28 protein-coding genes are annotated in these 25,187 nt (G+C 65.8%); 15 read left to right on the top strand and 13 right to left on the bottom strand.

Translation table 11 applies throughout. The annotated features are described in order from the left end of the window. Window positions 1–6 precede the first annotated feature (6 nt). Window positions 7–1,686 carry a SulP family inorganic anion transporter gene (locus CAL22_RS14385; protein ID WP_208622003.1) on the top strand — a complete coding sequence of 560 codons (1,680 nt, stop codon included), beginning with the start codon at window positions 7–9 and terminating at the stop codon, window positions 1,684–1,686. 7 nt (window positions 1,687–1,693) lie between these two features. On the opposite strand, the gene fabI is transcribed toward CAL22_RS14385, so the two are convergent. The 7 genes from fabI to CAL22_RS14350 all read right to left on the bottom strand — a co-directional run bounded on the left by fabI (window position 1,694) and on the right by CAL22_RS14350 (window position 9,007). Further along, window positions 1,694–2,458, bottom strand: coding sequence for an enoyl-ACP reductase FabI (fabI, locus tag CAL22_RS14380; protein ID WP_094814389.1), 765 nt, complete (start codon window positions 2,456–2,458; stop codon window positions 1,694–1,696). Next, on the bottom strand, window positions 2,455–3,645 hold the full coding sequence (locus CAL22_RS14375) for an acetate/propionate family kinase (RefSeq protein WP_094814387.1): 1,191 nt from the start codon (window positions 3,643–3,645) through the stop codon (window positions 2,455–2,457). The genes fabI and CAL22_RS14375 overlap by 4 nt, the downstream gene beginning before the upstream one ends. Before the next feature lie 8 nt (window positions 3,646–3,653). Next, window positions 3,654–4,592 carry a phosphate acetyltransferase gene (locus CAL22_RS14370; RefSeq protein ID WP_094814385.1) on the bottom strand — a complete coding sequence of 313 codons (939 nt, stop codon included), beginning with the start codon at window positions 4,590–4,592 and terminating at the stop codon, window positions 3,654–3,656. Window positions 4,593–4,609: 17 nt separating this feature from the next. Further along, entirely contained in the window at window positions 4,610–7,243 is a 2,634-nt protein-coding gene (locus CAL22_RS14365) for a DUF3141 domain-containing protein (RefSeq protein ID WP_094814383.1), read from the bottom strand. Window positions 7,244–7,447: 204 nt separating this feature from the next. Further along, complete coding sequence (gene yfcF / locus CAL22_RS14360) at window positions 7,448–8,083, bottom strand: glutathione transferase (protein WP_094814381.1); 636 nt, start codon at window positions 8,081–8,083, stop codon at window positions 7,448–7,450. 86 nt (window positions 8,084–8,169) lie between these two features. Beyond that, complete coding sequence (locus tag CAL22_RS14355) at window positions 8,170–8,499, bottom strand: DHCW motif cupin fold protein (protein ID WP_094814379.1); 330 nt, start codon at window positions 8,497–8,499, stop codon at window positions 8,170–8,172. A 25-nt stretch (window positions 8,500–8,524) separates the two neighbouring features. Continuing rightward, a complete protein-coding gene (locus CAL22_RS14350) occupies window positions 8,525–9,007 on the bottom strand; it encodes a GNAT family N-acetyltransferase (RefSeq protein ID WP_094814377.1) in 483 nt (160 codons plus the stop codon). Between the two features lie 214 nt (window positions 9,008–9,221). Here CAL22_RS14350 and CAL22_RS14345 point away from each other — a divergent pair, with 214 nt between their 5' ends. From CAL22_RS14345 to CAL22_RS14330, 4 genes are read left to right on the top strand one after another with little or no spacing between them, the layout of a single operon-like run. Beyond that, window positions 9,222–10,169: a DnaJ C-terminal domain-containing protein gene (locus CAL22_RS14345; protein ID WP_094814375.1), complete on the top strand. Its 948-nt coding sequence runs from the start codon at window positions 9,222–9,224 to the stop codon at window positions 10,167–10,169. 2 nt (window positions 10,170–10,171) lie between these two features. After that, window positions 10,172–10,486, top strand: coding sequence for a chaperone modulator CbpM (locus CAL22_RS14340; protein WP_094814373.1), 315 nt, complete (start codon window positions 10,172–10,174; stop codon window positions 10,484–10,486). A 51-nt stretch (window positions 10,487–10,537) separates the two neighbouring features. Then, entirely contained in the window at window positions 10,538–11,236 is a 699-nt protein-coding gene (locus CAL22_RS14335) for an AzlC family ABC transporter permease (protein WP_094814371.1), read from the top strand. After that, on the top strand, window positions 11,233–11,574 hold the full coding sequence (locus CAL22_RS14330) for an AzlD domain-containing protein (RefSeq protein ID WP_094814369.1): 342 nt from the start codon (window positions 11,233–11,235) through the stop codon (window positions 11,572–11,574). Before CAL22_RS14335 ends, CAL22_RS14330 begins: the two co-directional genes overlap by 4 nt. A 36-nt stretch (window positions 11,575–11,610) precedes the next feature. Here the strand turns inward: CAL22_RS14330 and CAL22_RS14325 are convergent, their stop codons facing one another. Further along, entirely contained in the window at window positions 11,611–13,086 is a 1,476-nt protein-coding gene (locus CAL22_RS14325; protein ID WP_094814367.1) for an inorganic phosphate transporter, read from the bottom strand. Window positions 13,087–13,207: 121 nt separating this feature from the next. Here CAL22_RS14325 and mog point away from each other — a divergent pair, with 121 nt between their 5' ends. Genes mog through CAL22_RS14310 form a run of 3 tightly spaced genes read left to right on the top strand, consistent with a single transcriptional unit; the run spans window position 13,208 to window position 15,086 of the window. Then, a complete protein-coding gene (gene mog, locus CAL22_RS14320; RefSeq protein WP_094816629.1) occupies window positions 13,208–13,846 on the top strand; it encodes a molybdopterin adenylyltransferase in 639 nt (212 codons plus the stop codon). Between the two features lie 53 nt (window positions 13,847–13,899). Then, window positions 13,900–14,238 carry a hypothetical protein gene (locus CAL22_RS14315; protein WP_094814366.1) on the top strand — a complete coding sequence of 113 codons (339 nt, stop codon included), beginning with the start codon at window positions 13,900–13,902 and terminating at the stop codon, window positions 14,236–14,238. Window positions 14,239–14,258: 20 nt separating this feature from the next. Further along, window positions 14,259–15,086, top strand: a complete 828-nt coding sequence (locus tag CAL22_RS14310; RefSeq protein WP_208622041.1) for a peptidoglycan DD-metalloendopeptidase family protein — start codon at window positions 14,259–14,261, stop codon at window positions 15,084–15,086. Here CAL22_RS14310 and CAL22_RS14305 read toward each other — a convergent pair. Together CAL22_RS14305 and infA are read right to left on the bottom strand one after the other, a co-directional pair. Next, window positions 15,076–15,390, bottom strand: a complete 315-nt coding sequence (locus CAL22_RS14305; RefSeq protein ID WP_094814364.1) for a hypothetical protein — start codon at window positions 15,388–15,390, stop codon at window positions 15,076–15,078. The genes CAL22_RS14310 and CAL22_RS14305 overlap by 11 nt on opposite strands. Before the next feature lie 95 nt (window positions 15,391–15,485). Further along, the gene (gene infA, locus CAL22_RS14300) at window positions 15,486–15,749 is read right to left on the bottom strand and encodes a translation initiation factor IF-1 (RefSeq protein WP_094814362.1); all 264 of its coding nucleotides are present in this window, start codon (window positions 15,747–15,749) and stop codon (window positions 15,486–15,488) included. Between the two features lie 470 nt (window positions 15,750–16,219). On the opposite strand from infA, the gene CAL22_RS14295 reads away from it, so the two are divergent. The 3 genes from CAL22_RS14295 (at window position 16,220) to CAL22_RS14285 (ending at window position 18,249) form a co-directional block, all read left to right on the top strand. Beyond that, on the top strand, window positions 16,220–16,639 hold the full coding sequence (locus CAL22_RS14295; RefSeq protein WP_143276977.1) for a hypothetical protein: 420 nt from the start codon (window positions 16,220–16,222) through the stop codon (window positions 16,637–16,639). Beyond that, window positions 16,639–17,274: a hypothetical protein gene (locus CAL22_RS21345; protein WP_244193897.1), complete on the top strand. Its 636-nt coding sequence runs from the start codon at window positions 16,639–16,641 to the stop codon at window positions 17,272–17,274. The genes CAL22_RS14295 and CAL22_RS21345 overlap by 1 nt, the downstream gene beginning before the upstream one ends. Before the next feature lie 84 nt (window positions 17,275–17,358). Continuing rightward, on the top strand, window positions 17,359–18,249 hold the full coding sequence (locus CAL22_RS14285) for a DMT family transporter (protein WP_432264304.1): 891 nt from the start codon (window positions 17,359–17,361) through the stop codon (window positions 18,247–18,249). Between the two features lie 52 nt (window positions 18,250–18,301). Here the strand turns inward: CAL22_RS14285 and CAL22_RS14280 are convergent, their stop codons facing one another. Together CAL22_RS14280 and CAL22_RS14275 are read right to left on the bottom strand one after the other, a co-directional pair. Beyond that, window positions 18,302–19,816, bottom strand: a complete 1,515-nt coding sequence (locus tag CAL22_RS14280; protein ID WP_094814359.1) for a tripartite tricarboxylate transporter permease — start codon at window positions 19,814–19,816, stop codon at window positions 18,302–18,304. Further along, window positions 19,813–20,241, bottom strand: coding sequence for a tripartite tricarboxylate transporter TctB family protein (locus CAL22_RS14275; RefSeq protein ID WP_094814357.1), 429 nt, complete (start codon window positions 20,239–20,241; stop codon window positions 19,813–19,815). Before CAL22_RS14275 ends, CAL22_RS14280 begins: the two co-directional genes overlap by 4 nt. Before the next feature lie 230 nt (window positions 20,242–20,471). Between CAL22_RS14275 and CAL22_RS21165 the strand changes: the two genes are divergently transcribed. After that, the gene (locus CAL22_RS21165) at window positions 20,472–20,624 is read left to right on the top strand and encodes a hypothetical protein (RefSeq protein WP_167383646.1); all 153 of its coding nucleotides are present in this window, start codon (window positions 20,472–20,474) and stop codon (window positions 20,622–20,624) included. Window positions 20,625–20,833: 209 nt separating this feature from the next. Then, a complete protein-coding gene (locus CAL22_RS14265) occupies window positions 20,834–21,286 on the top strand; it encodes a GNAT family acetyltransferase (protein ID WP_094814353.1) in 453 nt (150 codons plus the stop codon). Here the strand turns inward: CAL22_RS14265 and CAL22_RS14260 are convergent, their stop codons facing one another. Next, window positions 21,287–22,555, bottom strand: coding sequence for a dicarboxylate/amino acid:cation symporter (locus CAL22_RS14260; RefSeq protein WP_208622002.1), 1,269 nt, complete (start codon window positions 22,553–22,555; stop codon window positions 21,287–21,289). 274 nt (window positions 22,556–22,829) lie between these two features. Here CAL22_RS14260 and fba point away from each other — a divergent pair, with 274 nt between their 5' ends. Both fba and CAL22_RS14250 read left to right on the top strand, forming a co-directional pair. Beyond that, on the top strand, window positions 22,830–23,894 hold the full coding sequence (gene fba, locus CAL22_RS14255) for a class II fructose-bisphosphate aldolase (protein ID WP_094814350.1): 1,065 nt from the start codon (window positions 22,830–22,832) through the stop codon (window positions 23,892–23,894). 192 nt (window positions 23,895–24,086) lie between these two features. Then, window positions 24,087–24,968 (top strand): phosphoribosylaminoimidazolesuccinocarboxamide synthase, encoded by an 882-nt coding sequence (locus tag CAL22_RS14250; protein ID WP_094814348.1) that lies wholly within the window; start codon window positions 24,087–24,089, stop codon window positions 24,966–24,968. Window positions 24,969–25,187 lie beyond the last annotated feature (219 nt).

Here is a 25,187-nt window from a genome sequence, read left to right as displayed (position 1 = left end):
CCACCGATGAATCTCAAATCCCTGCTCGGACCGAATTTGGCCAAATGGCGCGGCATCACGGCCGCGTCCGCGCGCCAGGATGCCCTGGCCGGTCTGAGCGTCGCGGCCGTGGCGCTGCCCGTGGGCCTGGCCTACGCCAGCATGATGGGCTTGCCCGCCGCCAGCGGCTTGTGGGCCGCGATGGCCGGCATGCTGGGTTATGCCCTGTTCGGCGCTTCGCGTACGCTCATCGTCGGGCCGGATACGGCCACCTGCACCCTGATCGCAGCCACCCTGACGGGGCTGTCCATCGTCGAGCCGCAAGCCCGGCTTGCCGCGGCAGCCGGCATGGCCGTCGTGGTGGGGGTGGGTTGTCTGCTGGCGCGGCTGTTTCGCCTGGGTGTGCTGGCCAACCTGCTGTCGCGGCCGGTGCTGGTGGGGTATATGGCCGGCGTGGCGCTCACGCTGGCTTGGTCGCAACTGGGCGCGCTGACTGGCGCGGGCGCGCGCGCGGCGGATCTGCTGCGGCCTTTCGAGGCCGTCACCCGCTTGCTCACCCAGGCGCATCCCGCCACGCTGGTGCTGGGCGTGCTTTGCTGCGCCGCGCTGGCCGCGCAACGGGCCTGGCGGCCACGCTGGCCGGGCGCCATCATGCTGGTCGCCGTCACCTGCCTGCTGTCCTGGCTCTTGAATTTCCCTAAGCTGGGCATCGCGGTGGTGGGCGATGTGCCGGCGGGTCTGCCGGTGTTCAAGCTGCCGGATGACTTTCGCAATGTGCCGGGTTTTCTGCTGGGCGCCGCGGGTGTGCTGCTCGTCAGCTTTTCCAGCGGCATCGTCACGGCGCGCAGTTTCGCCACCGTCAGCGGCGAGGACGTCGAGCCCAACCGCGAATTGGTCGGGCTGGGCGGCGCGAATCTGGCCTCCGGGCTGTTTCAGGGTTTCGTCGTGACCGGCGCGGATTCGCGCACCGCCGTCAGCCTGGCCGCCGGCGCCAGCTCGCCGCTGGCCAGTGTCGTGGCGGCCCTGGCCTTGGGAGCGGTCCTGAGCCTGGCGACCGGGCTGCTCTATTGGCTGCCGCAGGCCACGCTGGCGGCGATCCTGTTCTTCGCGGCCCTGCATCTGTTCCAGTGGGAGGCTTTTGTCCAACTGGCCCGGATTTCGCGGGCGGAGCTGGGTTTTGCCATGCTGGCCGCGGTGGGCGTGGTGTTCTTCGGTGTGCTGGGCGGCGTCATGACGGCCGTCACGGCCACGCTGATGTACGTGATGTATGTCACGGCCAATCCCCGCGATGCGTTGCTCGGGCGCCTGCCGGGCGACCGGGCGTTGTGCAAACTGCATCTGAATCCCACGGCCGAGCCGGTGCCGGACACGGTGATCTGGCTGTTCGAGTCGTCCATCTGGTTTTTCAATGCCGACGCCTTTCGCCGCCGTGCCCGCGACGTGGTCTCGCTGGCCGGCAACGCCCGCTGGTTCGTGCTGGACGCCGAAGCCATGACCCATGCCGATGCCGACGCCGTCGAGGCCCTTTTTAGGCTCAAGCGCGAGCTGGATGCGCGCGAGACGGTCATGATGATCGCGGGCGGCCATGGCCTGTTCCGCACCGCGATGGAGCGCAGCGGATTGATCGAGGCCGTGGGGCCGGAGCAGGTGTTCATCAGCGTCGAGCAGGCCGTGGCCGCCATCGAGCAGCGCGGCCGCAAGGCCTGAGCCGCCTTCAATCGACGATGTGGTAGCCGCCGTCGATGTACAGCGTCTGGCCGGTCATGCGCCGCGCCGCGTCGGTCGCCAGCCAGGCGGTGGCTTCGCCGACATCATCGATGTCCACCAGGCTGCGGATCGGCGCTTTCTCCTGGGCTTTGTAGAGCAAGGCGTCAAAGTCGCTGATGCCGGAGGCCGCGCGGGTTTTCAAAGGCCCGGGCGAGATGGCGTGCACGCGTATGCCCTGCGGGCCGAGTTCGGCGGCCAGATAGCGCGTGGCCGACTCGAGCGCCGCCTTGACCGGCCCCATCATGTTGTAGTGCTCCACCACCATCTCGGCGCCGTAATAGCTCATGCAAAAGAGCGTGCCGCCATCGGTCATGAGCGGCTCGGCCAGATGGGCCATGCGGATGAAGGACCAGCAGGAAATATCCATGGCCGCCAGAAAACCCGCGCGCGAGCAGTCTGTCACGCGGCCCTGGAGGTCATCGCGCGGGGCGTAGGCGATGGCATGCAGCACGAAGTCCAGCCGGCCCCATTCGGCGCGGAGGCGTTCGAAAACGTCTTCCAGCTGGCCGGGTTGATTAAGGTCCAGCGGCATGAGCAGGGGCGCCTCGACTTGCCGCGCCAGGGGTTCGACGTAGTGGCGCGCCTTGTCGTTTAGATAGGTGACAGCCAGCTCCGCGCCCATGGCGCGGAAGGCTTTGGCGCAGCCCCAGGCAATGGAGTTGTCGTTGGCGATGCCGGTGATCAGACCGCGCTTGCCCGCCAGGGCGTTCATCGGGCCGACACCAGATCGAGGGTGTGCTGGGCGATGATGAGCTCTTCATTGGTGCGCACCACATACACGCCGATCTTGCTGTCTTCGGTGCTGATGCGCGGGCCGTGCGCGGCATTGCGTGCATCATCGATGCGGATGCCCAGCCACTCCCAGTGACGTGCGATGCGCGCGCGCATGCCAGCGGAGTTCTCGCCGATACCGGCGGTGAACACGATGGCGTCGATGCCGTTCATGGCGCAGCCCAGGCCGACGATGCCCTCGGCGACGCGCCAGGCAAAGTAATCGAGCGCCAGCCGCGCGGCAGGCGCGTCGCTGGCTTCGAGTTCGCGCATATCGTTGCCGATGCCCGACAGGCCTTTGAGCCCGCAGTCGTGGTAGAGAAAATGCTGGATCTCGTCATGGCTCATGCCGCGCTCCATCAGCCACAGCACGATGCCAGGGTCCAGGCGCCCGGGCCGGGTGCCCATGGGCAGGCCTTCGAGCGCGGTAAAGCCCATGGTGCTGTCCACGCTCTTGCCATCGAGCATGGCGCAGGCCGACACGCCCGACCCGATATGGGCGGCGACGACTTTGCCGCCTTGCAGGTCGGGCAGGGCGCGCTTGACGCGTTGCGCCACATACTCATAAGACAAGCCATGAAACCCGTAGCGCCGCACGCCTTCCTGATACATCGCTTCGGGCACGGCATAGCGATCCGCCACCGCCGAGTGCGTGCGGTGAAAGGCGGTATCGAAGCAGGCCACTTGGGGCAAGTGCGGCAGCCGCTCGCGGATGACCTGCATGGGCGCCAGATTATTGGGCTGATGCAAGGGCGCCAGCGAGGTGTAGCTCTGCAACTTTTCGATGATGGCGTCATCGACCAGGACCGGCGCATGCAGATCCGGGCCGCCATGCACGACGCGGTGGCCCACGGCCAGCGGCGAGCCGCTCAAGTGGCCGCTGAGCCAGGTGCCCACGACTTCCTGGGCATCCCGCACATCCGCGGCGTGGCGCGGCGCGATCTGGCGTTCGGTCATGGTCTGGCCCTGAGCGTCGCGCACCCGCAAGCGCGAGTGCTGCGTGCCGATGCCTTCGAGCTGGCCGCCAAGAATCGGGCTGAGCTCGCGCTCGGCGCTGATGCCGTAAAGATAGAACTTGATGCTGGAGCTGCCCGCGTTGATGACGAGTAGTGTGTCCTGGCTGTTCATCGGCGGCCTCATTGGATGGGGGCGGTGCGGGCCAGGTGGTTGGCGTAGATCATGGCGACCGCGCACGAGGCCAGGCGTGAGCGCGCGCTGTCGGCGCGGCTGGTCAGAATGATGGGCACGCGTGCGCCCAGCACGATGCCGGCGGCATCGGCGCCGGCCAGAAACGTCAGGTTCTTGGCCAGCATATTGCCCGCCTCGAGATCGGGCACCACCAGCACCTGGGCGCGGCCGGCCACCGGCGAGACGATGCCTTTGACCCGGGCGGCTTCGGGGCTGATGGCGTTGTCCAGCGCCAGCGGACCATCGAGCACGCCGCCCATGATCTGGCCGCGGTCGGCCATTTTGCACAGCGCGGCGGCCTCGAGGGTGCTGGGAATGGCGCGCGTGACCTGTTCGACGGCCGACAGGATGGCCACGCGCGGCGCGCCCAGCCCCAGGCCCAGATGCAGCTCGATCACGTTGCGGATGATGTCGGCCTTGGTGTCCAGATCGGGAAAGATGTTGATGGCCGCGTCGGTGATGAACAGCGGTTCGACGTAACTGGGCACGTCCATGATGAAAACATGGCTGATGCGCCGCCCGGTCCGCAGGCCGGTATCGCGCGCCACGACATCGTGCATCAATTCATCGGTATGCAGGCTGCCTTTCATGAGCAGCGACGCATGGCCGCTGCGTACGCGTTCGACCGCCGCGGCGGCCGAGGCATGGCTATGCGGGGTGTCGACGATCTCGACCGACGTCAGGTCCAGCCCGCATTGCTCGGCCACCTCGCGGATCTTGCGCTGCGGACCCACCAGAATGGGCACCAGCAGACCCAGGCGAGCCGCTTCGAGCGCCGAGCTCAAGGAGGTCTCGTCGCAGGGATGAGCAATGGCGCAGGTTGCCGCCGGCAACTCACGCGCCCGTTCGATCAGGCGTTCATAGTGGGGAGCACGCGTCTCTGTCATGGGTCGGCCTCCAGGGCTTAGCCGCGTTTGCGGGCACGCGGCGGTGTGAGCGGAATGACATCCGCGGACTTGCGCGCCGGTTTCGCGGCGGTTTTCGCCGCCGCTGGCGCCACCTTTTTGGGTGTTGCCTTCTTGGCCGCGGCGGGCTTGGCCGGCGTCTTGGCGGCGCGCTTGCTCGCGGGCCTGGCGGCCGTTTTGCGGCCTGGCTTGGCAGCAGGCTTGTCCGCCAGACGGCTGGCGCTGCGCGTGGCGGGCAGATCCAGGCCGGCGACCTGCAAGGCCTCGCGGCCCACGTCGGTGGCGCTGAAGGCGTCGATCAAGGGCAGTTGCGACAGATCCTGAGGCTGCCCGCCTTCGCGGCGCCGTGCGCGGCGCTCAGCCGTCTCGAACAGGCGTTCCATTTCCTGCAGCGCCTCTTGGGCGCGCGGCGTGAGCGGCTGCGTGGCTTCCACGATATGGCGCATGGTGGCCAGCGTCAGGCGGATGCCGTCGGCCGATACGTTCTCCAGCAGCTTGGGGATGGCGCGCACGGCAGCCGGGCCGTCCATGAGCATGAGCAGCGCCTGATCGCGCACCGCGTCCTTGAAGTCCTGCAGGGAGATGCTGGTTTCGGAGTCGGCACGCAGACGGCGGATCATGGCGTAGCTGCGTTCGTCCAGACCGCCGCCGGCGCCGGAGACAGCCAGCACCATGCGGATGGCCGCCTCGCGGGCGCCGCCCTGGCTGATGCGCGCGCGCAGTTCGTCCTGCCGCCTGCGCATGAAGTCCAGATGCTCGGGCGATACGCCCGGATGCTTGCGTGGCGCGCCGGGCCGCGCGCCCAGTCCGGCCAGGTTCTGCGCCGGCAGCGAGCCAAAGACATTCATGAAGGTGCGCTCGACGGCCGCATCGCGCAATTCAGTGAAAATCTCCAGCCCGGCCACGATGGCCTGCGAGACCATCTGCTGCGCCACGAGGAAGGGGTTGTCGGCGGCCACCGGCTCGCGGTGCTCGCGCACCTGTTCGGCCACCTGGGCAATGGGAGCGATCGAAGGGTTGCGGTCGGAGATCAATTCATAGGGCAGACGCAGCGGATGCAGGCGTTGCGCCCACTCCGCCGTCTGCGGCGTGACGACAGCCTGCACCCAGGGACGCAGGAAGCTGCGGTACATGCCCAGATTGATATCCGAGATGCGCGCCACGGCGGCAAAACGGCGGTCATCTTCTTCCAGCCGTTGGACGATCTGGCGCACGTCGTCCAGATTGCGGCGCGCGAAAGACAGCACGTAATTGCCTTGCGCCAGATCGGCATTGGCGGTTTCCGGCGTCTTGTCGGCGATTTCGGTTTGGTAGATGCCGGGCGGCAGCACATCGATCATGTCGATATTGCTGGTGAATTCCAGATGCTCTTTGCGCGCGACACTGCCCGAGACGAAGATGCCCAGATGGCCGACGCTTTCATGCACGGCATAGACGATGGTCTGGCCGTGGGCGATGACTTCCTTGTCGTCCTGGTAAAGGTCGGTGATCCAGCCCAGCGCCTGTGGCGGGGGCGTGATGTTGTCGCCCTTGGAGCAGAACACAATGATGGGCGAGCGGATGTTGCGCAGATCGATCCGGATGCCGTCGGAGGTCACCAGGCCGGCGGTGGCGAGCCGGTTGCCGATGAACAGGTTGTCGACGATGTACTGGATCTCCGGGGCATTGAGAAAAACATGACCGCCCCACCACTTCTCGAACTCGAGATAGCGCGGCGCTTCCGTGTCGACCTTGGAGTACAGGTTGTACTGTTTGCTCCACAAGGTGTTGGCGGGGTTGAGATTCTCGAAGTTCTGCACCAGCCAGGCGCCGTCGAACTTGCCGTTGCCCATATCGCTGGTCATCTCGGTGAGCCAGGAGCCGCCGAGCAGCCCGCCCGAATAACGCATGGGATTCTTGTTGCGCCAGCCCGCCCAGTACGACAGTGGCGCGCCGGCCACGATGATGGGGCCGAACAGCTCGGGGCGCATGGCGGCGGTCATCATGATCTGCCAGCCGGCCTGGCAATTGCCCACCACCACGGGCTTGCCTTCGGCGTCGGGGTGGCGGTCGATGATGGTTTCCAGAAAGCGCGCTTCGGCGCGCATGACGTCCTCGACCGTCTGGGTCGGCGTGGGCTGGGGCAGAAAGGAAGCGAAGTAGCAGGGGTGGCCGGCACGCACCGCCACACCGATCTCGCTCTCCGGTTTGAATCCCCCTATGCCCGGCCCGTGGCCAGCGCGGGGATCCACCACCAGAAAGGGGCGCTTTTCGGGGTCTGCCGGCGTATCGGCCGGAGGAACGATGCGCAGCAGCATGTAGTTGACCGGGCGCTCGAACTCGCGGCCATCGAGCAGGACCTCGGACTCCATGGCCAGCACATTCGGTTCGCGCTTGGCCATATGCACCAGATACTGATTGCCGCGCTGGCGCATGACGTCGGTATAGAGCACGCCGCGTTGCCAGGCATCCACGCCATAAGCGTAGGCGGCTTGCAGAAGCGCCGGGCCGGGCAGGGCTTGCAGGGTTTCGGCCGACAGCCCGGGCAGGGTGGGTTTGAACCAGGACGAAAATAGTGACGTAATAGAATCGTCCTGGGCGCCCGCGGGCTGGCCAGCGGGGAGGGACTTGGGGGCGTTGCCCTTAACTGCCATGGCGGTCTCCTGCTTGATCGGCTTTTGGCCGGCTCCCCCGGAAGGGGGTGGATAGCTCCATTACACCCCAAACCCATGCTGCGCTGCAACAATGCGGATTTGACCTGCATCTAACCGGTGCCAAACAAGATCGGGACGACCGGCGCGCGCCGGCCGGATCACGGCGGACCGGGCGCGTTCCGACAGCCCCCGGCGCCCGGCGGATCAGCCGCGAGCCTCCCGATTGTGCCGCAACCAGCGCTGAACCGCCGGCCTTTGCCATTGCCCGTCGGCATAATCGGCCAGCCAATCGGGCAATTCGGCGCGCCGCAGGCGTTTGAGCATCAGGGCCAGTTCGGTGTCCGCGATACACCAGGACGCGAACAAGGTCTGCTGGCCCGGCTTGAGCAGCAATTCTGCGACGCGCAGCAGTTTGGCCATGGCCGGCAGGGCGGCGTCGCTCAGAGGCGCCTCGGCTTCGGCATGGAACACCGCGACGGTGCTGCGCTCTTCGCGCAAGGCCATGAGATCGCTGCGCAACCAGGCTTGAAGCTGGCGCGCCCGCGCCCGGCCCTGGGGGTCGGCCGGATAGAGCGCGGGGTATTGCGGCGCCGGAAAAGCCTCTTCGAGGTACTCGAGGATGGCGCTCGACTCGGTCAGGTGAAAGCCCTCGTGCGTGAGAGCGGGAACCCGGCAGGTAGGCGCGCGTTGGGTGTACGGCGCCATGAATTGTTCACGGGCCTCCAGGTCCACCAGGCGGATTTCGAACGGCAGGCCTTTTTCTTGCAGGCCCACGTGCGCCGACATAGCGTAGGGGCTGAGAAAGTTCGAATCGAGATACAGGGTGAGAGCAGGGTTCAACAGAAATCTCCGACAGCGCAGTGCGTCTGCCCTCCAAGCGTAGCGCAAGCGCTGCGCCGGGTCATCGGGCCTGTGGCGCGGTGGCCTCAATCGACGATGAAAAGGCGTGCCCCCACCGGCGTGGATGAACGATGGGCCTCGGCCTGATCGGCCACTTGATAGCTGGTGCCGGGCGTCAGCACGAAGCGCCGGCCGTCCTCGAGTTCGGTGTGCAATTCTCCGTCGAGGCAGAACAGGATATGGCCCTTGCTGCACCAGTGATCGGCCAGATATCCGGGCGTGTACTGCACCATGCGCACGCGGATATCGCCAAACTGCCGGGTGCGCCAGAGGGCTTTGCCGCTGTCGCCAGGGTGCTCGGTGACGGGCACGGCGTCCCAGTCGGTCACGCCAAAGGGGATGTCTTGGATCTTCATGAGGGAGTTCCTGGTGGAGGGCGGTTCAAGCGAGTTTGCGTTGCCAGAATTGCGCCTGGCCGGTATCGGCGTGCAGGGCATAGCCTTCGTAGCCGGCTTTGCGGTAGAGCGCGCGGGCCGGCTCGTTGCCCTCCAGGACTTCCAGCGTGATCTTGCAGCAGCCCAGCTCACGCGCCAGATCGTCCAGCGCGGCCAGCAGCTTCAGCCCCACGCCCTGGCCCCGAAACCGCGCCGACACCATGAAGTCGTGCAGATTCAGCAGCGGCTGACAGGCGAAGGTCGAGAAGCCCTCGAAGGTGATGGCCAGCCCCGCCGGCTCGCTTTGCGACCAGGCGATGAGCGCGCGGGCACCGGGCCGGCGCGCCAGCTCGGCGATCAGGTTGGCCCGGGTATGGGCCGACAGGGGCTGTGACCCGCCCATGGGCTCACAGGCATATTCATCCAGCAAGGCCAGTACGGCCTGCGCATGGCTGGGGTTTTCAAAATCGGCTTGGGTAATGACGATCACAGCACTCTCTGACACAGGGGTGGGGCGGACCCATGATTATGCCGTGTGCGGGCAGGGTCTTTGCCGTGATTGAAAATTCACGCCATAACCCCTATCTTGTAGGTGGCACGGCCGCTCGTGCCGGCGCCGGCCTTGCGCGCGGCGTTGCGCGGCGGGCCGTTGATTCCCGCTGGGCCTGTTTCGCGGGTACCTGTTCCTAAAAGAGAGCCGGAATATGGAGTTCAAGGACTACTACAAGATTCTCGGCGTGGAGAGCTCCGCCTCCGAAGACGATATTCGCCGCGCCTATCGCAAGCTCGCACGCAAATACCACCCGGACGTCAGCAAAGAGGCGGATGCGGAAACCCGCATGCGCGAGGTCAACGAAGCCTACGATGTCCTGCGCGACAAGGAAAAGCGCCAGGCGTACGACAACCTGGCCGCAGGCGTGTCGCCCGATGGGGGCTTTCAGCCGCCGCCGGGCTGGGATCAAGGGTTTGAGTTTCATTACCAGCCTGGCGAGGGTCAGGGGGGCGACGAGGGGCACTTCAGCGACTTTTTCTCGGCCTTGTTCGGCGGCCAGCAACGCAGCCGTGCCCGCCAGGAGAATTTCCGTGCGCGCGGCCAGGATCAGCATGCCGCCATCGAGGTCGACATCGAGGACGCCTTGCGGGGCGCCACGCGCGAAATCAGCCTGCGCTCCATGCAAGCGGATGCCCAGGGGCAACCGCAACTGCAAACCCGCACCCTCAGCGTGAACATCCCGGCCGGCGTGAAGGAAGGGCAGTTCATCCGTTTGGCCGGCCAGGGTATGCCTGGCTATGGCGGCGGCGAAGCCGGGGATCTTTATCTGGAAATCCGCTTCCGCCCGCACGGCCGGTATCGCGCCGACGGCCGCGATCTGTACATGGACCTGCCCATCACGCCGTGGGAGGCCGCGCTGGGCGCGTCCATTCCGATCCCGACGCCAGGCGGCCAACTCGAAGTCTCGGTGCCGGCAGGCTCCAAGAACGGCCGCAAGCTGCGGCTGCGCGGGCGAGGCATCCCGGGCGACCCGCCGGGCGATCTCTATCTGGTTCTCGACCTGGTGCTGCCGCCGGCCGACACCGACGCGGCGCGCAAGGCCTATCAAACGCTGGCTGAAAGTCTGCCGTTCAATCCGCGGCGCCATCTCGGGGTTTGAACATGAAATCCGTCACCATCACCCATACCACTGTCATCTGCCCCACCGATCCGCTGACCGCCGAGGAACTGGCGCGGGCCTGCGAAGCGGAGATCGACTGGGTCGCCCGCCTGGTCGAGGTGGGCATCGTGGCCGCGCACGGCCATCATCCGGCCGCCTGGCGTTTCGAGAGCACCGATCTGCGCCGCGCGCTGGATGCGCGCCGCCTGGAGCGGGATTTCGGCGCGGGCTTGGATGCGGCGGCGCTCATCCTGGACATGGAGCAGGAGATCCGCCGCCTCAAGGGGCAACTGCGTGCCCTGGGGTTGAGTCGCTGAACGCACGGCGCCGTCTCTTTACAATAGGGGTTTACACAAGCTGCAAACCCCATGACATCCAATGCTGTAGAGGCGCCGACGGGCACGGTGGCCGGCTTGAAGGCCTGCCTGCCCGTGATGATCGGTTATTTTCCCGTGGCGGTGGCTTTCGGGATTGCCGCCTCCGGGGTGGGCCTGGCGCCTTACCAGGTGGTTCTCATCTCCGTCCTGGTCTATGCCGGCGCGAGCCAGTTTCTGTTGCTGGCTTCCATCAAATCGGGCACGCCCTGGATATGGGTGGTGGCGCTCTGCTCCCTGCTCAATGCCCGCCACCTGCTTTATGGCCCGATTCTGGCGCGGCTGTTGCCGGAGTCGTTGCGTACCCGCCTGCGCCTGGCGTTTCTGCTGACTGACGAGGTCTTCGCCACCGCCTTGCATCAGTTGGGCGATGTCACCCCCGCGCAGCGCGCGCGCTGGATGACCGCCTTGGGATTGGGCGCGTGGCTGACCTGGATCGCGGGCACGGCCGTCGGCGTGTTCGCCGGCGACAGCCTGGAGCAACACTACCCCGTCTTGTCACGCGTCATGCGCTTTGCCTTGCCGGCGCTGTTTCTGGCGCTGGTTTGCCAGACCGCCAGGCGCGGCATGATGGTGCCGCTGTGCGCCGGCTTCGGCGTGAGCGCGCTGCTGACGATCGCCGGCCAGGGCACGCTGGGCATTCTGCTGGGCGCGCTGGCGGGTTGTTTGTGTTTTCGCCAGGAAAAACCATGAGCGGCGGCCTGGCGTTCTGGGTTGCCGTGATGGCCATGGCGGTCATCACCTATCTGACGCGCAGCCTGCCCTTCATGCTGCCGCCGCGTAACCGGCTGCTGCGCAAACTGGCCGAAGAGGGCTCGGCGCTGTCGGCGCTGGGCCCGGCGTTGCTGGCGGCGATCGCGGCCGCCGTGATCGTGCCGGACCTGTGGGCCGAGCAGCGCGCGGCGGATCTGGCACCCTATCTGGCCGGCCTGGCCGCGACGGCCCTGACGGCCCGCCTGGCCGGCAATAGCGGGGTGGCGGTTATCGCCGGCTTGCTCGTCTACGGTGGCGTGCTGGCCGGCGTGACCTGACAACCGGCCCCGGCGCGCGGGCGCCGGGGCGGCCCCTCAGCCGACGATCATCAGCCCCAGCCAGTACAGCCCGGCGGCAAGCAGCATGGAGGTCGGCAGCGTCAGCACCCAGGCCAGCAGGATGTTGCGCACGGTGCTGCCGTGCAGGCCGCTGCGGTTGGCCACCATGGTGCCGGCCACGCCCGAAGACAGCACATGCGTGGTCGAGACCGGCAGGCTGAACACATTGGCCAGGCCAATGGCGCCCACGGCGGTGACCTGCGCCGACATCCCCTGGGCGTAGGTCATGCCCTGCTTGCCGATTTTTTCGCCCACGGTGTGCACCACGCGCCGCCAGCCCACCATGGTGCCTATGCCCAGCGCCAGCGCCACCGCAACGATGACCCACAGGGGTGCGTACTCGGTCGTGGCGGTGAGGTCGGCTCGCAGTCGCTGCAGGTCCGTGCGTTCGCGCGTATCGAGGTTTTGCTGGGCCAGCACTTTTTTGGCGGTGTCATCCAGGCAGAGCAGGTAGCGGCGCACCGCGACGCGGCTGTCCGGCGCCAGTTCGGTGTAGTGGTGCACGCCCTTGAGGCGGGTCTGCAGCGCATCGATGGTGGCCGTGGTCAGCTCAGGATCGCAGCGGAAATTGGCCGGCAGATCACTGCCTTTGCCGCCGCGCGACAGCGCGAGGTAGTCGCCCAGGGTCGGGGCATTGCGCTCATAGAAGGCCGACAGGTGCGAGGCCGCATCGCGGGTGCGATCGATCTGGTAGGTGGTGGCGTTGACGTCCAGCACGAACTTGGCGGGCACGATGCCGATGAGCACCAGCATGATGAGCCCGATGCCTTTCTGGCCGTCATTGGAGCCGTGCACGAAGCTCACGCCCATGGCCGAGAGCACGAGCACGAGGCGGTTCCAGAAGGGCGGGTGCTTTTTGGCATCCAGGGCGCGGCGCTGCTCCGGCGTCTTGTGCATCTTCGATAGCGGGAAGAAGCGTTTGAGCAGCAGCAGCACCCCGCCGGCGATCACAAAGCCCGCGACTGGCGAAACCAGCAGCGACAAGCCGATGTCGATGGCCTTGCCCCAGTTCACGCCCGCGCTCAAAGGCAGGTCCGTCAGCAGGGCGTTGGCCAGGCCCACCCCGAGAATGGAGCCGATCAGCGTGTGCGAGCTCGAGGCCGGGATGCCGAAATACCAGGTGCCGAGGTTCCAGGCAATGGCCGAGGCCAGCATGGCGTAGACCATGACCAGCCCGCGGCCGGTATCGACATTGATGAGCAGTTCGACCGGCAGCAGATGCACGATGGCATACGCCACGCCCACGCCGCCCAGTAGCACGCCCAGAAAATTGAAGATGCCCGAGAGCACGACGGCCAGATGCGGCGGCATGGCCTTGGTGTAGATCACGGTTGCCACGGCGTTGGCCGTATCGTGGAAACCGTTGATGAATTCGAAAGCGAGGACGAAAGCGAGGGCCAAGACTAGGCTGAGACCTACCCAGAGGTCCAGGCCGGAGAAGAGATCGAGCATGGGTGCGAGCCGATGTGGAGTCCCGAGATTATTGCAGATTTGTGACCCGTTCCCGGCCCGGCGGGCCTTGCGGTAGCATTTTGGCTTCGGGCCTCGCCCCAAGCCTATGCTGGAAACCGTCATGCCGTCCGTCTCCCTGTCCCCGCTGCGCCGCAGTCACCCTGATGAACTGATCGTCGGCCTGGTGTCGGTTTCCGACCGGGCCAGCGCCGGCGTCTACGCCGACCAGGGCCTGCCCGCGCTGCGCGACTGGCTGGGCCAGGCGCTTACCTCGCCCTGGCAAGCCGTCGAACAATTGGTCCCGGATGAGCGCGAGGCGATTGCGGCGGCGCTGATCGCCTTGGTGGATCAGGCCGGCTGCGACCTGGTGCTGACCACCGGCGGCACGGGGCCGGCGCGCCGCGATGTCACGCCCGAAGCCACCCTGGATGTCGCCACCCGGCAGATGCCGGGCTTCGGCGAGCAAATGCGCCAGATCAGCCTGCAGTTCGTGCCGACCGCGATTCTGTCGCGCCAGGTAGGGGTGCTGCGCGAAACGGACGCGCATGCCGCGCTGATCCTGAACTTGCCCGGCCAGCCCAAGGCCATTCGCGAAACCCTGGAGGGGCTGCGGGACGACAGCGGCGCTTGCCGCGTGCCCGGTATTTTTGCGGCCGTGCCTTATTGCATCGACCTCATCGGCGGGCCCTACATCGAGACGCGCCCGGAGGTGGTCAAGGCCTTCCGGCCCAAGTCCGCGCAGCGCCAGGCCCAGGGGTGAGCCGGGCCGCTGGGGTATAGTGGGACGCAGCATGACGCTGTCTGGAATCCCTCATGAAAATCCGCATTGCCCTCATCGTCGCGCTGGCCGCCCCTCTGGCCGCCTGCGTGACCGCCCAGAATATCCGCTCACTGGACCCGTTGTTCTATGGGTCCACGCAACGCACGGCGCAGCAATATACCGAGTGCGTCAGCGCGGCCTGGAAGGGCATGGGCGTGACGTTCACGCAGCAGCCCTTGCGCGACGGCCTGGAGCTGGTCGTTGACGGTTCGCTGGGCGTGGAGGCGGTGCTCAGTGCCAGCACTTACCGCGGCAAGACCGATGTGAAGTTGTCATCGCGGCTGCCGCAGCGTTCGCAGCCGCTGGTCGAGTCGGCCAATCTCTGCCTGTGAAGCGCCGCGCTTTGCTCGCCATGGGCCTGGCTGCGGCGCTGTCGGCTTGTCCGCTGGCCGCCGCCGCGGCGCAGGAACGGGGCTATATCGCCCGCAGCCTGAATCAGCCGGTGCCGGGCGGGGTGGCTGTCATCGGCCTGGGCGACGGGCCGCGGCCCGCTGCCCGGTTTCAGGGGCGGCAGGTGCTGGTGGTGCGCGACAGCGATAACGCCTGGGTGGCGGTGGTCGGGTTGGGCCTCAAAGTGCCGGTGGGCCAGCAGACGCTGACCGTCACGCAGGAGGGGCGCAGCCGCGAGCTGGCATTTTCCGTGCGCGGCAAAACCTATGCGGCGCAGCACATCACCCTGAAGAACCCGCGCCAGGTCAATCCCGATCCGCAAGATCTGAAACGCATCGAGCGCGAGCTGGCGGCGCAGAATGCCGCCTATGCTGCCTTTCGCGCCGATGTGACCCCCAGCAATGTGATCCTGGACCGTCCCGTGCAGGGCGGCCGCCTGTCTAGTCCGTTCGGCTTGCGGCGTTTCTTCAATGGCGAAGAGCGCAATCCCCACTCCGGGCTGGACTTTGCGGTGCCGGCGGGTACGCCAGTCCGCGCGCCGGCGGCGGGCAAGGTCGTGCTGGTGGGGGATTATTTCTTCAATGGCAAGACGCTGTTCATCGACCACGGACAGGGATTGATCAGCATGTTTGCCCATTTGTCGGCCATCGATGTCAAACCGGGAGATGACGTGGCGCGCGGCGCCGTCGTGGCCAGGGTCGGCGCTACTGGTCGAGCGACCGGCCCGCACCTGCACTGGAATGTCAGCCTCAATGATGCGCGGGTAGACCCGGCGATTTTCATTCGCTGAGGCCTGCGTCGGCGTCGGTGGTCTGGGGGCTGGCGATGCAGGTGGCGTACACCCGTTGGGCGTACTCCAGCTCCCGCGTGACGCGGCTGTGCAGGTCACGCTGCTGTTCGAGGCAAATGTCGAACTTGATCCTGGCCTGGGCATAATCCAGGCCGGTGTTGCGCAGACTGTTGATGAAGGCTTCCCGCGATTGCATCAGCAAGGCGAGGCCGCGTTCGCCCTGCTCGTGCGTGCGGCGAACGCGAGCCAGGCGATCGGCGGCCTGGCGCAGCGTTTCAGCGGGGGGGAGACTGGGGGTGTTCATGCCGCGATTTTCCCATGCCGGCGGCCGCGGCGATTGCGTCAGGACAGGCCGTGAGGCGGCCCTGTTCCCGAATCAGCGCAGGGAGTGCCGAGCGATCAGCGGCGCACCATGGGGCGCGACGGGCTGGCAGAGGGGCGCTCGTCTTTGTGACGGAAGTTGATACGGCCCTTGGTCAGGTCGTAGGGCGACATTTCCAGCGTGACACGGTCGCCCGCCAGGATGCGGATGCGGTGCTTGCGCATGCGGCCGGACGCGTATGCGCCGACTTCAACGCCGTTGTCCAGGGTGACGCGGTAGCGGCTGTCGGGCAGCACTTCGTCGACGATGCCTTGCAGCTCGATGAGTTCTTCTTTCGCCATGTATAGACTCCTTAATCAATGCGCGCATGCCAGGGCATACGCCAAACGCCCAGCGCAAGAGAGCAGTGCGGCACGAAGGCGCCGCAACTGGCACGGGTACGGGCCGGCCCCTGAGGGCCTGGATAAGGCGGGTACTCACGCCGCGAGGGCAATGTGCGCGGTCAGGCGCGGCTTGGTCGCGGCAAGTCGGACTTGCCGGAAGACGCAGCGGGTGGCGGACAACCACAACCCGCGGGGCCTGGGGAGGGAGAACGCGAAGACGCTCTATTAGTGAACCCGACCAGACCCAGTGGATAGGACTGTTTCAATTGTAGCGCGGATACCACGATGTGCCTAGCACAAACCCTGGAACCCGCTCTGTCCGGGCGCTTCCGAGGGCCGGTTTGATGCCAAAACGCATCAGTCGCCGCCAGTGCGGCCGCAGGCGGGCTTGCAGGATGTTGTCATGCAAGCTGCGTATAGTGCGCGGCATGGTGCCCAAACTGAATCCTTCACCTGTTGCCTGGCCGCTGGGGCTGACCTGCTCGGTCATGGTATTTGCCGCGGTGTGGATGCTGTCGCAGCCCGGGATGCCGCTCTTCGATGCCCGGCTTTCCGCCGTGTCCGCCGCCTGGCTGGGGGGCTTGGCGCTGGCTGCGCTGGCCTATCGCTGGCGTCTGGTGTTCGGGCTGTGGGTGCATGCCGCGCTGGCGGTCTGCGTCTGGACCCGCTTGCTGGCTGGTCTGGACGACTATCGGGCCCAGGTGGCCGCCTTGCTCGACTTCGGGGGCCTGCAGGCCTGGGCGGCCGATGTGCTGCCCTTGTTGACGCTGGCGCTGCTGGCCAGCCTCACGCTGGCCATGATGACGATGTTCACGTTCTGGCTGCGCGCCTGCCGCAAGGCCGTGTGATGCTCGCGGCGTTCTCTTTCTATCATGTGTGGATGGTGGCGGCCTTTGCTTTGCTGGCTGCCGGTCTGCATGTGTTGTTGGTGGTGTGGGCGGCCGACAGGATGGGAGCGGCCCGTCCCACGTGGGCCCGGCGTCTGGGGCTGGGGTTGTGCGTGCTGTCGCTGGCCGGTTTGATGCTGGGGGAGTCCCGGCGTGCGCAATTGGCGGCCGGGCTCAGGCAGGACCTGCAAGCCAGCGTGCAGGCGGTGTGCCGTCAGGCGGCCGGCATCGTGCGCCGCATGGGGGGCGATGCGCCGCAGACCGACCCGGCTCTGCGCGCGCGCATCGAGCTGGCCGTGCGGACCTATTACAAGGATGTCGTGCGCGAGCGCTTCGCGCATACGCGCTATGCGCCGGTCAACGTGCTGGCGGCCGGCAAGAAAAGCACGGGCGACTTCGTGCTGGCATTGAGCGAGCAGGGCAGCGACGCGGTGCACATCGGCTGCTACAACCAATACCAAGCGGCCGCGCCCGATGCGCATCCCTATTGGCGGCAGGGGAGGGGGCCGCTGCCGGCGGGCAGCATGGTGTTCTTCGTCCAGGAGCGCCGCGACGGTAAGCCCGTGGTGAGCTTTCCGGCGCCCGAAGGCTTCTGACCCGCTGGGCGGCGGCCGCGGATACCGCGTCAGGGCCTTGTTCCAGGCTTAAGGGGCGCGCATCTCTCTATACTGCGCACCATTATGCGTACATCCCGTCCTTCGCCGTCGTCCCGCCTGCCCGAATTCGCCATGGTCGTGATCACCATGGTCTGGGGCGGCACGTTCTTGCTGGTTCAGTTGGCGATGCAATACAGCGGCGCGCTGTTTTTCGTCGGTTGCCGTTTTGCGGCCGCGGCGCTGGCCGTCGGGCTATTGTCCTGGCGCATCCTGCCCGGCATGACCCGCCAGGATCTGCTGGCTGGCATGGGCATCGGAGCCATGATCGCGCTGGGCTACGGCCTGCAGACCCTGGGCTTGCGCTACATCCCCAGCTCCGAGTCGGGCCTGCTGACGGGCTTGTACGTACCGTTGGTGCCCTTGCTGCAATGGATGTTCTGGCGCCGCCGCCCGCACCTGATGTGCCTGGCCGGCGCGCTGTGCGCGTTTGCCGGCTTGGCGTGCTTTGCGGGCAGTGGCTTCAGTCTGTCCTTTTCCTATGGCCAGTGGCTGACCCTGGCTGGGGCGCTGGCCATTGCGGTGGAGATCGTTCTCATCAGCCATTTCGCGCCCCGCGTTGATTTGCGCCGCGTGACGGTGGCGCAATTGGCATTCGCCGCGCTGTTCGCGTTTTTGTTGATGCCCCTGGCGGGCGAGACGCAGATCCCGGCGTTTTCCTGGCCGCTCTTCGGCTTGGCTGCCGGTCTGGGGCTGGCCAGCGCCGCGATTCAGGCCACCATGAATTGGGCGCAGCGGACCGTCGAGCCCTCGCGCGCGGCCATCATTTATGCCGGCGAGCCGATATGGGCCGCGGCCTTTGGCCGTCTGGCTGGCGAACGCCTGCCGCCTTTGGCCTTGCTTGGCGGCGCGCTGATCGTGCTGGGCATTGTCGTCAGCGAGCTGCGCCCCCGCTGGTTGCGGACCAAACGCGACTGAATCCCAAAAAACGCCCGGCGCGAGGGCCGGGCGTTGCTCAGGGAAGGCGGAGTCAGGCGTGGTCGGTGTGACTCTCTAAGGGTTCCACCTGTTTTCGTTTGCGCAGAAAGCCGCGGAACTGGAACAGGATGATGAGCGCGATGACGCCCAGCAAGGTGCCGCTGATCGGACGCGTCACGAAGATGCCGAAGTCGCCCCGGCTCAACAGCATCGCGCGCCGGAAGTTTTCTTCCAGCATGGGGCCCAGGATGAAGCCCAGCATCAACGGCGCCGGCTCCATGCCCAGGCGCATGAAGATGTAGCCGATCGCCCCGAAGAACGCGGTGATGAAGATGTCATCCAGGCTGTTGTTGATGCTGTACGTGCCGATGCAGCAGAAAAACAGAATGGACGGGAAGAGCACCGTGTACGGGATCTTGAACACCGACAGCCAGTAGCGCACCAGCGGCACGTTCAGGATCAGCAAGAAGCAGTTGCCCACCCACATGCTGGCCACCAGGCCCCAGAACAGGTCCGGGTGAGTGGCGATCATGTTGGGGCCCGGCTGGATGCCCTTGACGATGAAGGCGGCCAGCATCAGCGCCATGACCGCGTTCTCGGGGATGCCGATGGCCATGAGCGGAATGAAGCTGGTGCGCGCGGCGGACTCGTCGGCGGCGGCCTGGCCGGCCACGCCTTCGATGGCGCCGGTGCCGATTTCGTGGCGGTACTTGCTGAAGCGCTTGTCGGCCGCGTAGGCAGCGAACTGCGCGATGGTCGGGCCGCCGCCGGGCAGAATGCCCAGCACCGAGCCGATCACGCTACCGCGCAGGGCGCTGGGAATGATGCGCTTGAACTCGGGCCAGGTCGGCATGAGCTTGATCTTGCCGTTAAAGGGCGTGAGCGTATTGCGGTTGTCGAGGTTCTTGACGATTTCCGCGATGCCGAAGCAGCCCAGCGCGATGCTGATCAGGCCGATGCCGTCCTGCAGAAAGACCAGGTCCAGCGTGTAGCGCGGCATGCCGCTGTTGACGTCGGTGCCCACCACGCCCAGCAACACGCCGATCATGGCCATGGCCAGGCCATTGAGCAGATTGCCCGCGCTGACGAAGCTCACGCAGAAAAAGCCCAGCAGCATCAGCGCGCAGTAGTCGGCCGGCCCGAACAGCAGGCCGACTTCGCCCAGCGCCGGCGCCATGGTGGCCAGCACGATGATGGCCACGGTGCCGCCGATGAAGCTGGACACCCCCGCGGTGAACAAGGCCAGGCCGGTCTTGCCCTTGAGGTTCATGGCGTAGCCATCGATACACGCCACGATGCTGCTGGCGTGCGGGATCTTCATGGTGATGGCGCTCACGCTGTCGCCGTATTGCGCGCCGTAGTAAATGCCGGCGAGCATGATCAGTGCGCCGCCGGTGGGGATGGAGTAGGTCAGCGGCAGCAGCAGGCTGATGGTCGACAGCGGACCCAGACCCGGCAGCAGGCCGATAAGCGTGCCCACGACGCAGCCGATCGCGCAGTACAACAGGTTCTGCAGCGTCAGCGCATGTTCGAAGCCGAACGCGAGATTGTTGAGAATTTCAGTCATAGCAGGGGCAGATTCAGGCCGAGGAGGTATTTGAAGCCGTAAGCCACAGCAATCAGGCCGGCGGAGATCTTCAGGTTGCGCACCACCGAGTACGAAGTGCCGGCCAGCGTCGAGACGAAGACCAGGAACACAATGCCCAGCAGCATGTTGAGAAAGTGCGACACCACCACGAAACCGCAGAGGGCGACCAGGATGATGAGGATGTTCTTGAAGTTGTAGTTAAGCGGCTCGGGAGCGGTGAAACGCGCGCGTATCACCGTGGCCAGGCCGACCAGAAACAACAGACCGCTGATCATCAACGGGAACAGGCCCGGGCCGAATCGGCTGAGCGTACCGATCGGATAGCGCAAGGCCGCGCCGCCGAATCCGAGTGCGATCAGCATGATGAACAGTCCACGGACAAAATTGCGATTGGTCATGTTCATGATGTGCGTTCTCCCGCGAGGAACACGCTGCATTTACTCTCAGCCATGATGGATGGCCTCCCTCTACTTTCGTTGTTTGACACACCTCGTCCGGACGTGGTGCCGGAGGTGCTGGGCGCGATACTAGAGAGGGGGGCTGTCAGTCGGCTTTCAGGTTTGGGGGAAAGTGTTCAACTAGGCGTAAGTCCCTAGTGCGCCAAAACCACACCCTGTTTAAATCATTCAGGATCATGTCAGATGACCCCTTAAAACAAGGGGTTTTAGTGATTTTTGTTCAGAATGAAGTCAGTTTTCTCAAGGTGCGCCGCGGCCGGGTTGTGCCGCCTTTCTGGCTGGGCGCGCTGGCCTGCGCCGGCCTTGCGGCGGCCGCGCTTGCGCGGTAGTCTTGGCGTCATGGATCACCAAGCCCAGTCTCTTCTCGCCGCGCTGCGACGATTCACTCAACGACGTTGAGTGGCTGCGCTTGCGCGCCGGCATGTGCCTGGCGCCCGTGATGAAAAAGGCCACGACTTTGCTTCGTGGCCTTGTTGTTTGTACGCGCCAGGGGCAGTCGGGTCAGCCGATCTTGATTCAACCCTGAAGGAGTGCAAGCATGAGTTTTCCGCCCTTGAACATCCGGCCCTTTGCGCCGCAGGACGAACCGGCCGTCATCGGTCTATGGCAGGCCTGCGGCCTGACGCGGCCCTGGAACGACCCGCACAAGGACGTGCAGCGCAAGCTGACGGTGCAGCCGGAGTGGTTTCTGGTGGGGCAGGTCGATGGCCGCGTCGTCGCGACCGTCATGGCCGGTTATGACGGCCACCGTGGGTGGGTCAACTACCTGGCGGTGGACCCGTCGAGCCAGAAGCGCGGCTACGGGCGGGCCTTGATGGAGGCGGTGCAGGCCCGGCTGCTTGCCGCCGGCTGCCCCAAGATCAATCTGTTGGTGCGCGCAGACAATGCGGCCGTCCAGCACTTCTACCACGCATTGGGGTACACGCTGGACGACGTCATCAGCCTGGGCAAGCGCCTGATCCCCGATACCGGCGAGCAGGCGCTGGGCTGATCAGGCGTCGTCGTTGCTGGCCGCGGCGATTTCGTCGTTCGTGGCCCGGCCGCCTTCCAGCTTGGAAATCACGGCCGTGGCCAGGCTGTTGCCCACCACGTTGGTGGCCGTGCGGCCCATGTCGAAGAACTGGTCGATGCCCATGATGAGCAGCAGGCCGGCTTCGGGCAGGTTGAACATCGGCAATGTCGCCGCCACCACCACCAGCGAGGCCCGGGCTACGCCGGCCATGCCCTTGCTGGTCACCATGAGCACCAGCAGCAACATCAATTGCTGGGCGAAGGTCATGTGGATGCCATAGGCCTGCGCGATGAACAGCACCGCGAAGGACTGATACATCATCGAGCCGTCCAGGTTGAAGGAGTAGCCCAGGGGCAGCACGAAGCCGGAGATGCGGGGCGGCACCCCGAAGCGGGTGAGCGCTTCGATGGTCTTGGGATAGGCCGATTCGCTGCTCGCCGTCGAAAAGGCCAGCAGCGTCGGCTCTTTGATCAGGCCGCCCAGACGCAGAACGTCGCGGCGCAGGAAGAGATAGCCGATGCCAAAGAGCAGGGCCCACAACAGCGCCAGGCCGAGATAGAACTCGCCGATCAGCTTACCGTAGCTCACCAGTACGCCCAGGCCTTCGGTGGTGATGGCCGCGGCCATGGCGGCGAACACACCGACCGGCGCAAAGCGCATCACGTAATCGGTCACGCGGAACATCACACGCGCCAGTTCATCGATGGCGGTGACGATGGTCGTGTGGCCGCCGCGGCGCACGAAGGACAGGGCCGCGCCAAAGAACAGCGAGAACACCAGGATCTGCAGGATCTCGTTGTTGGCCATGGCTTCCACGATGCTGCGCGGGAAGACGTGAGTAATGAAGGCCTTGAGCGTGAAGTCGCCCGTCTTGAGCGCGGTGGTCGCGCCGGCGTCGGGCAAGGCCAGATTCAGGCTGGCGCCCGGCTGGAAGATGTTGACCAGCAGCAAGCCCAGCAGCAGCGAGGCGGCCGAGGCGAGCACGAACCAGACCATGGCGCGAAAGCCGATGCGGCCCACGGCGGCGCCATCGCTCATGCTGGCCAGGCCCGAGACCAGGGTGGCGAACACCAACGGCGCGATGATCATCTTGATCAGGCGCAGGAAGATATCCGTCACCATGCTGAAATAGGAGGCCAGCTCCTTGGCATGCTGCGCATCCTGCGCAAAGCGGTTGCAGACGTAACCCACCGCGATACCGAGCACCATTGCGATGCCGATATAGCGTGTCAGTTTTTTTGTATCCATGATCACTACAGAGGAAGACCGGGCGCCCGCGCGCGGCCGGCCGGGAAGGAAGGCGTCCGGCAGGTGGACAAAACAACGGACAGATAATAGTCGTTTATAGCTGACAGCGAGTTGTCAGTTTCGTCTGGCAGGGCCTGGCCGGCGGGCGGGGACGGTGCCAACAAGTTACCGCTTGTCGGCCTCGGACAAGACCGCCAGGCAAACCCCGGCTAAAATCATGCGATTCAGCCGGATTTCATCTATCCACCAATACGAGAATTCAGGAGTCCTTGTTATGGCCCTCGTTTCCATGCGCCAATTGCTCGACCACGCGGCCGAGCATGGTTATGGCATCCCCGCTTTCAACGTCAACAATCTGGAGCAGGTCCAGGCCATCATGGAAGCCGCCGCGGAGACCGACAGCCCGGTGATCATGCAGGCTTCGGCCGGCGCCCGCAAATATGCCGGCGAGACCTTCCTCAAGCACCTGATTCAGGCTGCCGTGGAATCCTATCCGCACATTCCGGTGGTCATGCACCAGGATCACGGCCAATCGCCCGCCATCTGTCAGGGCGCCATCAACCTGGGCTTTTCCAGCGTCATGATGGACGGCTCGCTCAAGGAAGACGGCAAGACCATCGCTGACTACGATTACAACGTCGACGTCACGCGCAAGGTCGTGGACATGGCGCACAAGCTGGGCGTGACGGTCGAAGGCGAACTGGGCTGCCTGGGCTCGCTGGAAACCATGGAAGGCGACAAGGAAGACGGTCACGGCGCCGACGGCAAGCTGACCATGGACCAGTTGCTGACCGATCCCGAGCAAGCCGCCGATTTCGTGCGCAAGACGCAGCTCGACGCCCTGGCCATCGCCATCGGCACCAGCCACGGCGCCTACAAGTTCACGCGCAAGCCCACCGGCGACATCCTCTCGATTCAGCGCATCAAGGAAATCCACGCCCGCCTGCCCAACACCCACCTGGTGATGCATGGCAGCTCCAGCGTGCCGCAGGAGCTGCTGGCCGAGATCCGCGAATTCGGCGGCGACATGAAGGAAACCTACGGCGTGCCCGTCGAGGAAATCCAGGAAGCCATCAAGTACGGCGTGCGCAAGATCAATATCGATACCGATATCCGTCTGGCCATGACCGGCGCCATCCGCCGCTTCTTTGCCGAGAATCCCTCGAAGTTCGACCCGCGCGAATACCTCAAGCCGGCTCGCGCCGCCGCCAAGGCCATCTGCGTGGCGCGCTACACCGAGTTCGGCGCCGCCGGCAATGGCAGCAAGATCAAGCCCACGCCGCTGGCCGACGTGGCTCAGCTCTACGCCGCGGGCAAGCTGTCCCAGGTTGTGCAATAAGCGCCTGACGCTGCCCGACCGGGCAGCGACCGTGCACCGGAAAGCCCCTCGCGGGGCTTTCTCGCTTTCCGGCACAGGCAGCGCCCGTGGGGGCTTTTGCAGTAATCTATAGCCCCCTGCCGGCCGCCTCCTGACCTGCCGGCCTCTCCCGTCAGCCGCCGACGGGGATCTTTACTGCCATAGGCCCATTCCGTGACTTCCGCTTTGCATGAATCCAGCATCAAGTCCCTGCCTCTTCTGGGGCGCGGCAAGGTGCGTGATATGTACGCGGTCGGCGACGACAAGTTGCTGATCGTGGCGACCGACCGCATTTCCGCTTTCGACGTCATTCTGGACGACCCGATCCCGGGCAAAGGTCAGGTGCTGACCGAGCTGACCGAGTTCTGGCTCCAGAAGCTGGCTCACATCCTGCCCAACCACTCCACCGGCGTGAAGCCCGAGGACGTCGTCGCCGCCGACGAAGTCGAGCAGGTCAAAGGCCGCGCGGTCGTGGTCAAGCGGCTCAAGCCCATTCTGGTTGAGGCCGTTGCCCGCGGCTACCTGATCGGCTCGGGCTGGAAGGACTACCAGGCCAGCGGCGCGGTGTGCGGCATTTCGCTGCCGGCCGGTCTGCAACAGGCCAGCAAACTGCCCGAACCGATTTTCACGCCGGCGGCCAAGGCCGAGTTCGGCATGCACGACGAGAACGTCGATTTCGCTCACGTCGTCAAGGAAGTCGGCCAGGAGATGGCCGAGCGTATCCGCGCCGTGACGCTGCGCCTGTACGATGAGGCAGCCAAGTTCGCCGCCACCAAAGGCATCATCATCGCCGACACCAAGTTCGAGTTCGGCCTCGATGAAGCGGGCACCCTGCATCTGATGGACGAAGTGCTGACGCCGGACTCCTCGCGTTTCTGGCCGGCCGAAGGCTATCGCGAAGGCATCAGCCCGCCGTCGTTCGACAAGCAGTTCGTGCGCGATTGGCTGGAAACCCAGACCTGGGACAAGACGCCTCCGGCGCCGCGCCTGCCGGCCGATGTCCTGACCAAGACCGCAGCCAAGTATCGTGAGGCCTTGGATCGCCTGATGGCCTGATCCGGCACGCTCGGCAGAAAACGGCGCAATCGCGCCGTTTTTTGTTGGCGCCAGCGGCGGACGGCCTGGCCGCCCGAGGGCCGGCCGGCGCCCGCCGGCTGGGCCCAAAAAGCGGGTCCGGCGGGGCCGGACGGCGACGCAGGTAAAATAGCGGGCTTCGCGGCCGGCGCTGTCCGGCCTGGCTTTATTCTTCTGCGCCCGCGTGGCGCGCTGAGCTGC

This window comes from Bordetella genomosp. 12 (assembly GCF_002261355.1).
Lineage (GTDB): Bacteria > Pseudomonadota > Gammaproteobacteria > Burkholderiales > Burkholderiaceae_B > Bordetella.
This window is presented reverse-complemented; position numbering and strand designations above follow the sequence as displayed.

Coding starts and splice junctions, on each gene's coding strand:
- CAL22_RS14295 (WP_143276977.1), top strand. CDS start 16,220: ATGGTGCCCAAACTGAATCCTTCACCTGTTGCCTGGCCGCTGGGGCTG.
- CAL22_RS14310 (WP_208622041.1), top strand. CDS start 14,259: ATGGGCCTGGCTGCGGCGCTGTCGGCTTGTCCGCTGGCCGCCGCCGCG.
- CAL22_RS14280 (WP_094814359.1), bottom strand. CDS start 19,816: ATGACTGAAATTCTCAACAATCTCGCGTTCGGCTTCGAACATGCGCTG.
- CAL22_RS21165 (WP_167383646.1), top strand. CDS start 20,472: ATGTCAGATGACCCCTTAAAACAAGGGGTTTTAGTGATTTTTGTTCAG.
- CAL22_RS21345 (WP_244193897.1), top strand. CDS start 16,639: ATGCTCGCGGCGTTCTCTTTCTATCATGTGTGGATGGTGGCGGCCTTT.
- fabI (WP_094814389.1), bottom strand. CDS start 2,458: ATGAACGCCCTGGCGGGCAAGCGCGGTCTGATCACCGGCATCGCCAAC.
- mog (WP_094816629.1), top strand. CDS start 13,208: ATGCCGTCCGTCTCCCTGTCCCCGCTGCGCCGCAGTCACCCTGATGAA.
- CAL22_RS14335 (WP_094814371.1), top strand. CDS start 10,538: ATGACATCCAATGCTGTAGAGGCGCCGACGGGCACGGTGGCCGGCTTG.
- CAL22_RS14315 (WP_094814366.1), top strand. CDS start 13,900: ATGAAAATCCGCATTGCCCTCATCGTCGCGCTGGCCGCCCCTCTGGCC.
- CAL22_RS14265 (WP_094814353.1), top strand. CDS start 20,834: ATGAGTTTTCCGCCCTTGAACATCCGGCCCTTTGCGCCGCAGGACGAA.
- CAL22_RS14325 (WP_094814367.1), bottom strand. CDS start 13,086: ATGCTCGATCTCTTCTCCGGCCTGGACCTCTGGGTAGGTCTCAGCCTA.
- CAL22_RS14365 (WP_094814383.1), bottom strand. CDS start 7,243: ATGGCAGTTAAGGGCAACGCCCCCAAGTCCCTCCCCGCTGGCCAGCCC.
- CAL22_RS14305 (WP_094814364.1), bottom strand. CDS start 15,390: ATGAACACCCCCAGTCTCCCCCCCGCTGAAACGCTGCGCCAGGCCGCC.
- CAL22_RS14385 (WP_208622003.1), top strand. CDS start 7: ATGAATCTCAAATCCCTGCTCGGACCGAATTTGGCCAAATGGCGCGGC.
- fba (WP_094814350.1), top strand. CDS start 22,830: ATGGCCCTCGTTTCCATGCGCCAATTGCTCGACCACGCGGCCGAGCAT.
- CAL22_RS14340 (WP_094814373.1), top strand. CDS start 10,172: ATGAAATCCGTCACCATCACCCATACCACTGTCATCTGCCCCACCGAT.
- CAL22_RS14345 (WP_094814375.1), top strand. CDS start 9,222: ATGGAGTTCAAGGACTACTACAAGATTCTCGGCGTGGAGAGCTCCGCC.
- CAL22_RS14275 (WP_094814357.1), bottom strand. CDS start 20,241: ATGAACATGACCAATCGCAATTTTGTCCGTGGACTGTTCATCATGCTG.
- infA (WP_094814362.1), bottom strand. CDS start 15,749: ATGGCGAAAGAAGAACTCATCGAGCTGCAAGGCATCGTCGACGAAGTG.
- CAL22_RS14285 (WP_432264304.1), top strand. CDS start 17,359: ATGCGTACATCCCGTCCTTCGCCGTCGTCCCGCCTGCCCGAATTCGCC.
- CAL22_RS14355 (WP_094814379.1), bottom strand. CDS start 8,499: ATGAAGATCCAAGACATCCCCTTTGGCGTGACCGACTGGGACGCCGTG.
- CAL22_RS14260 (WP_208622002.1), bottom strand. CDS start 22,555: ATGGATACAAAAAAACTGACACGCTATATCGGCATCGCAATGGTGCTC.
- CAL22_RS14370 (WP_094814385.1), bottom strand. CDS start 4,592: ATGACAGAGACGCGTGCTCCCCACTATGAACGCCTGATCGAACGGGCG.
- CAL22_RS14330 (WP_094814369.1), top strand. CDS start 11,233: ATGAGCGGCGGCCTGGCGTTCTGGGTTGCCGTGATGGCCATGGCGGTC.
- CAL22_RS14375 (WP_094814387.1), bottom strand. CDS start 3,645: ATGAACAGCCAGGACACACTACTCGTCATCAACGCGGGCAGCTCCAGC.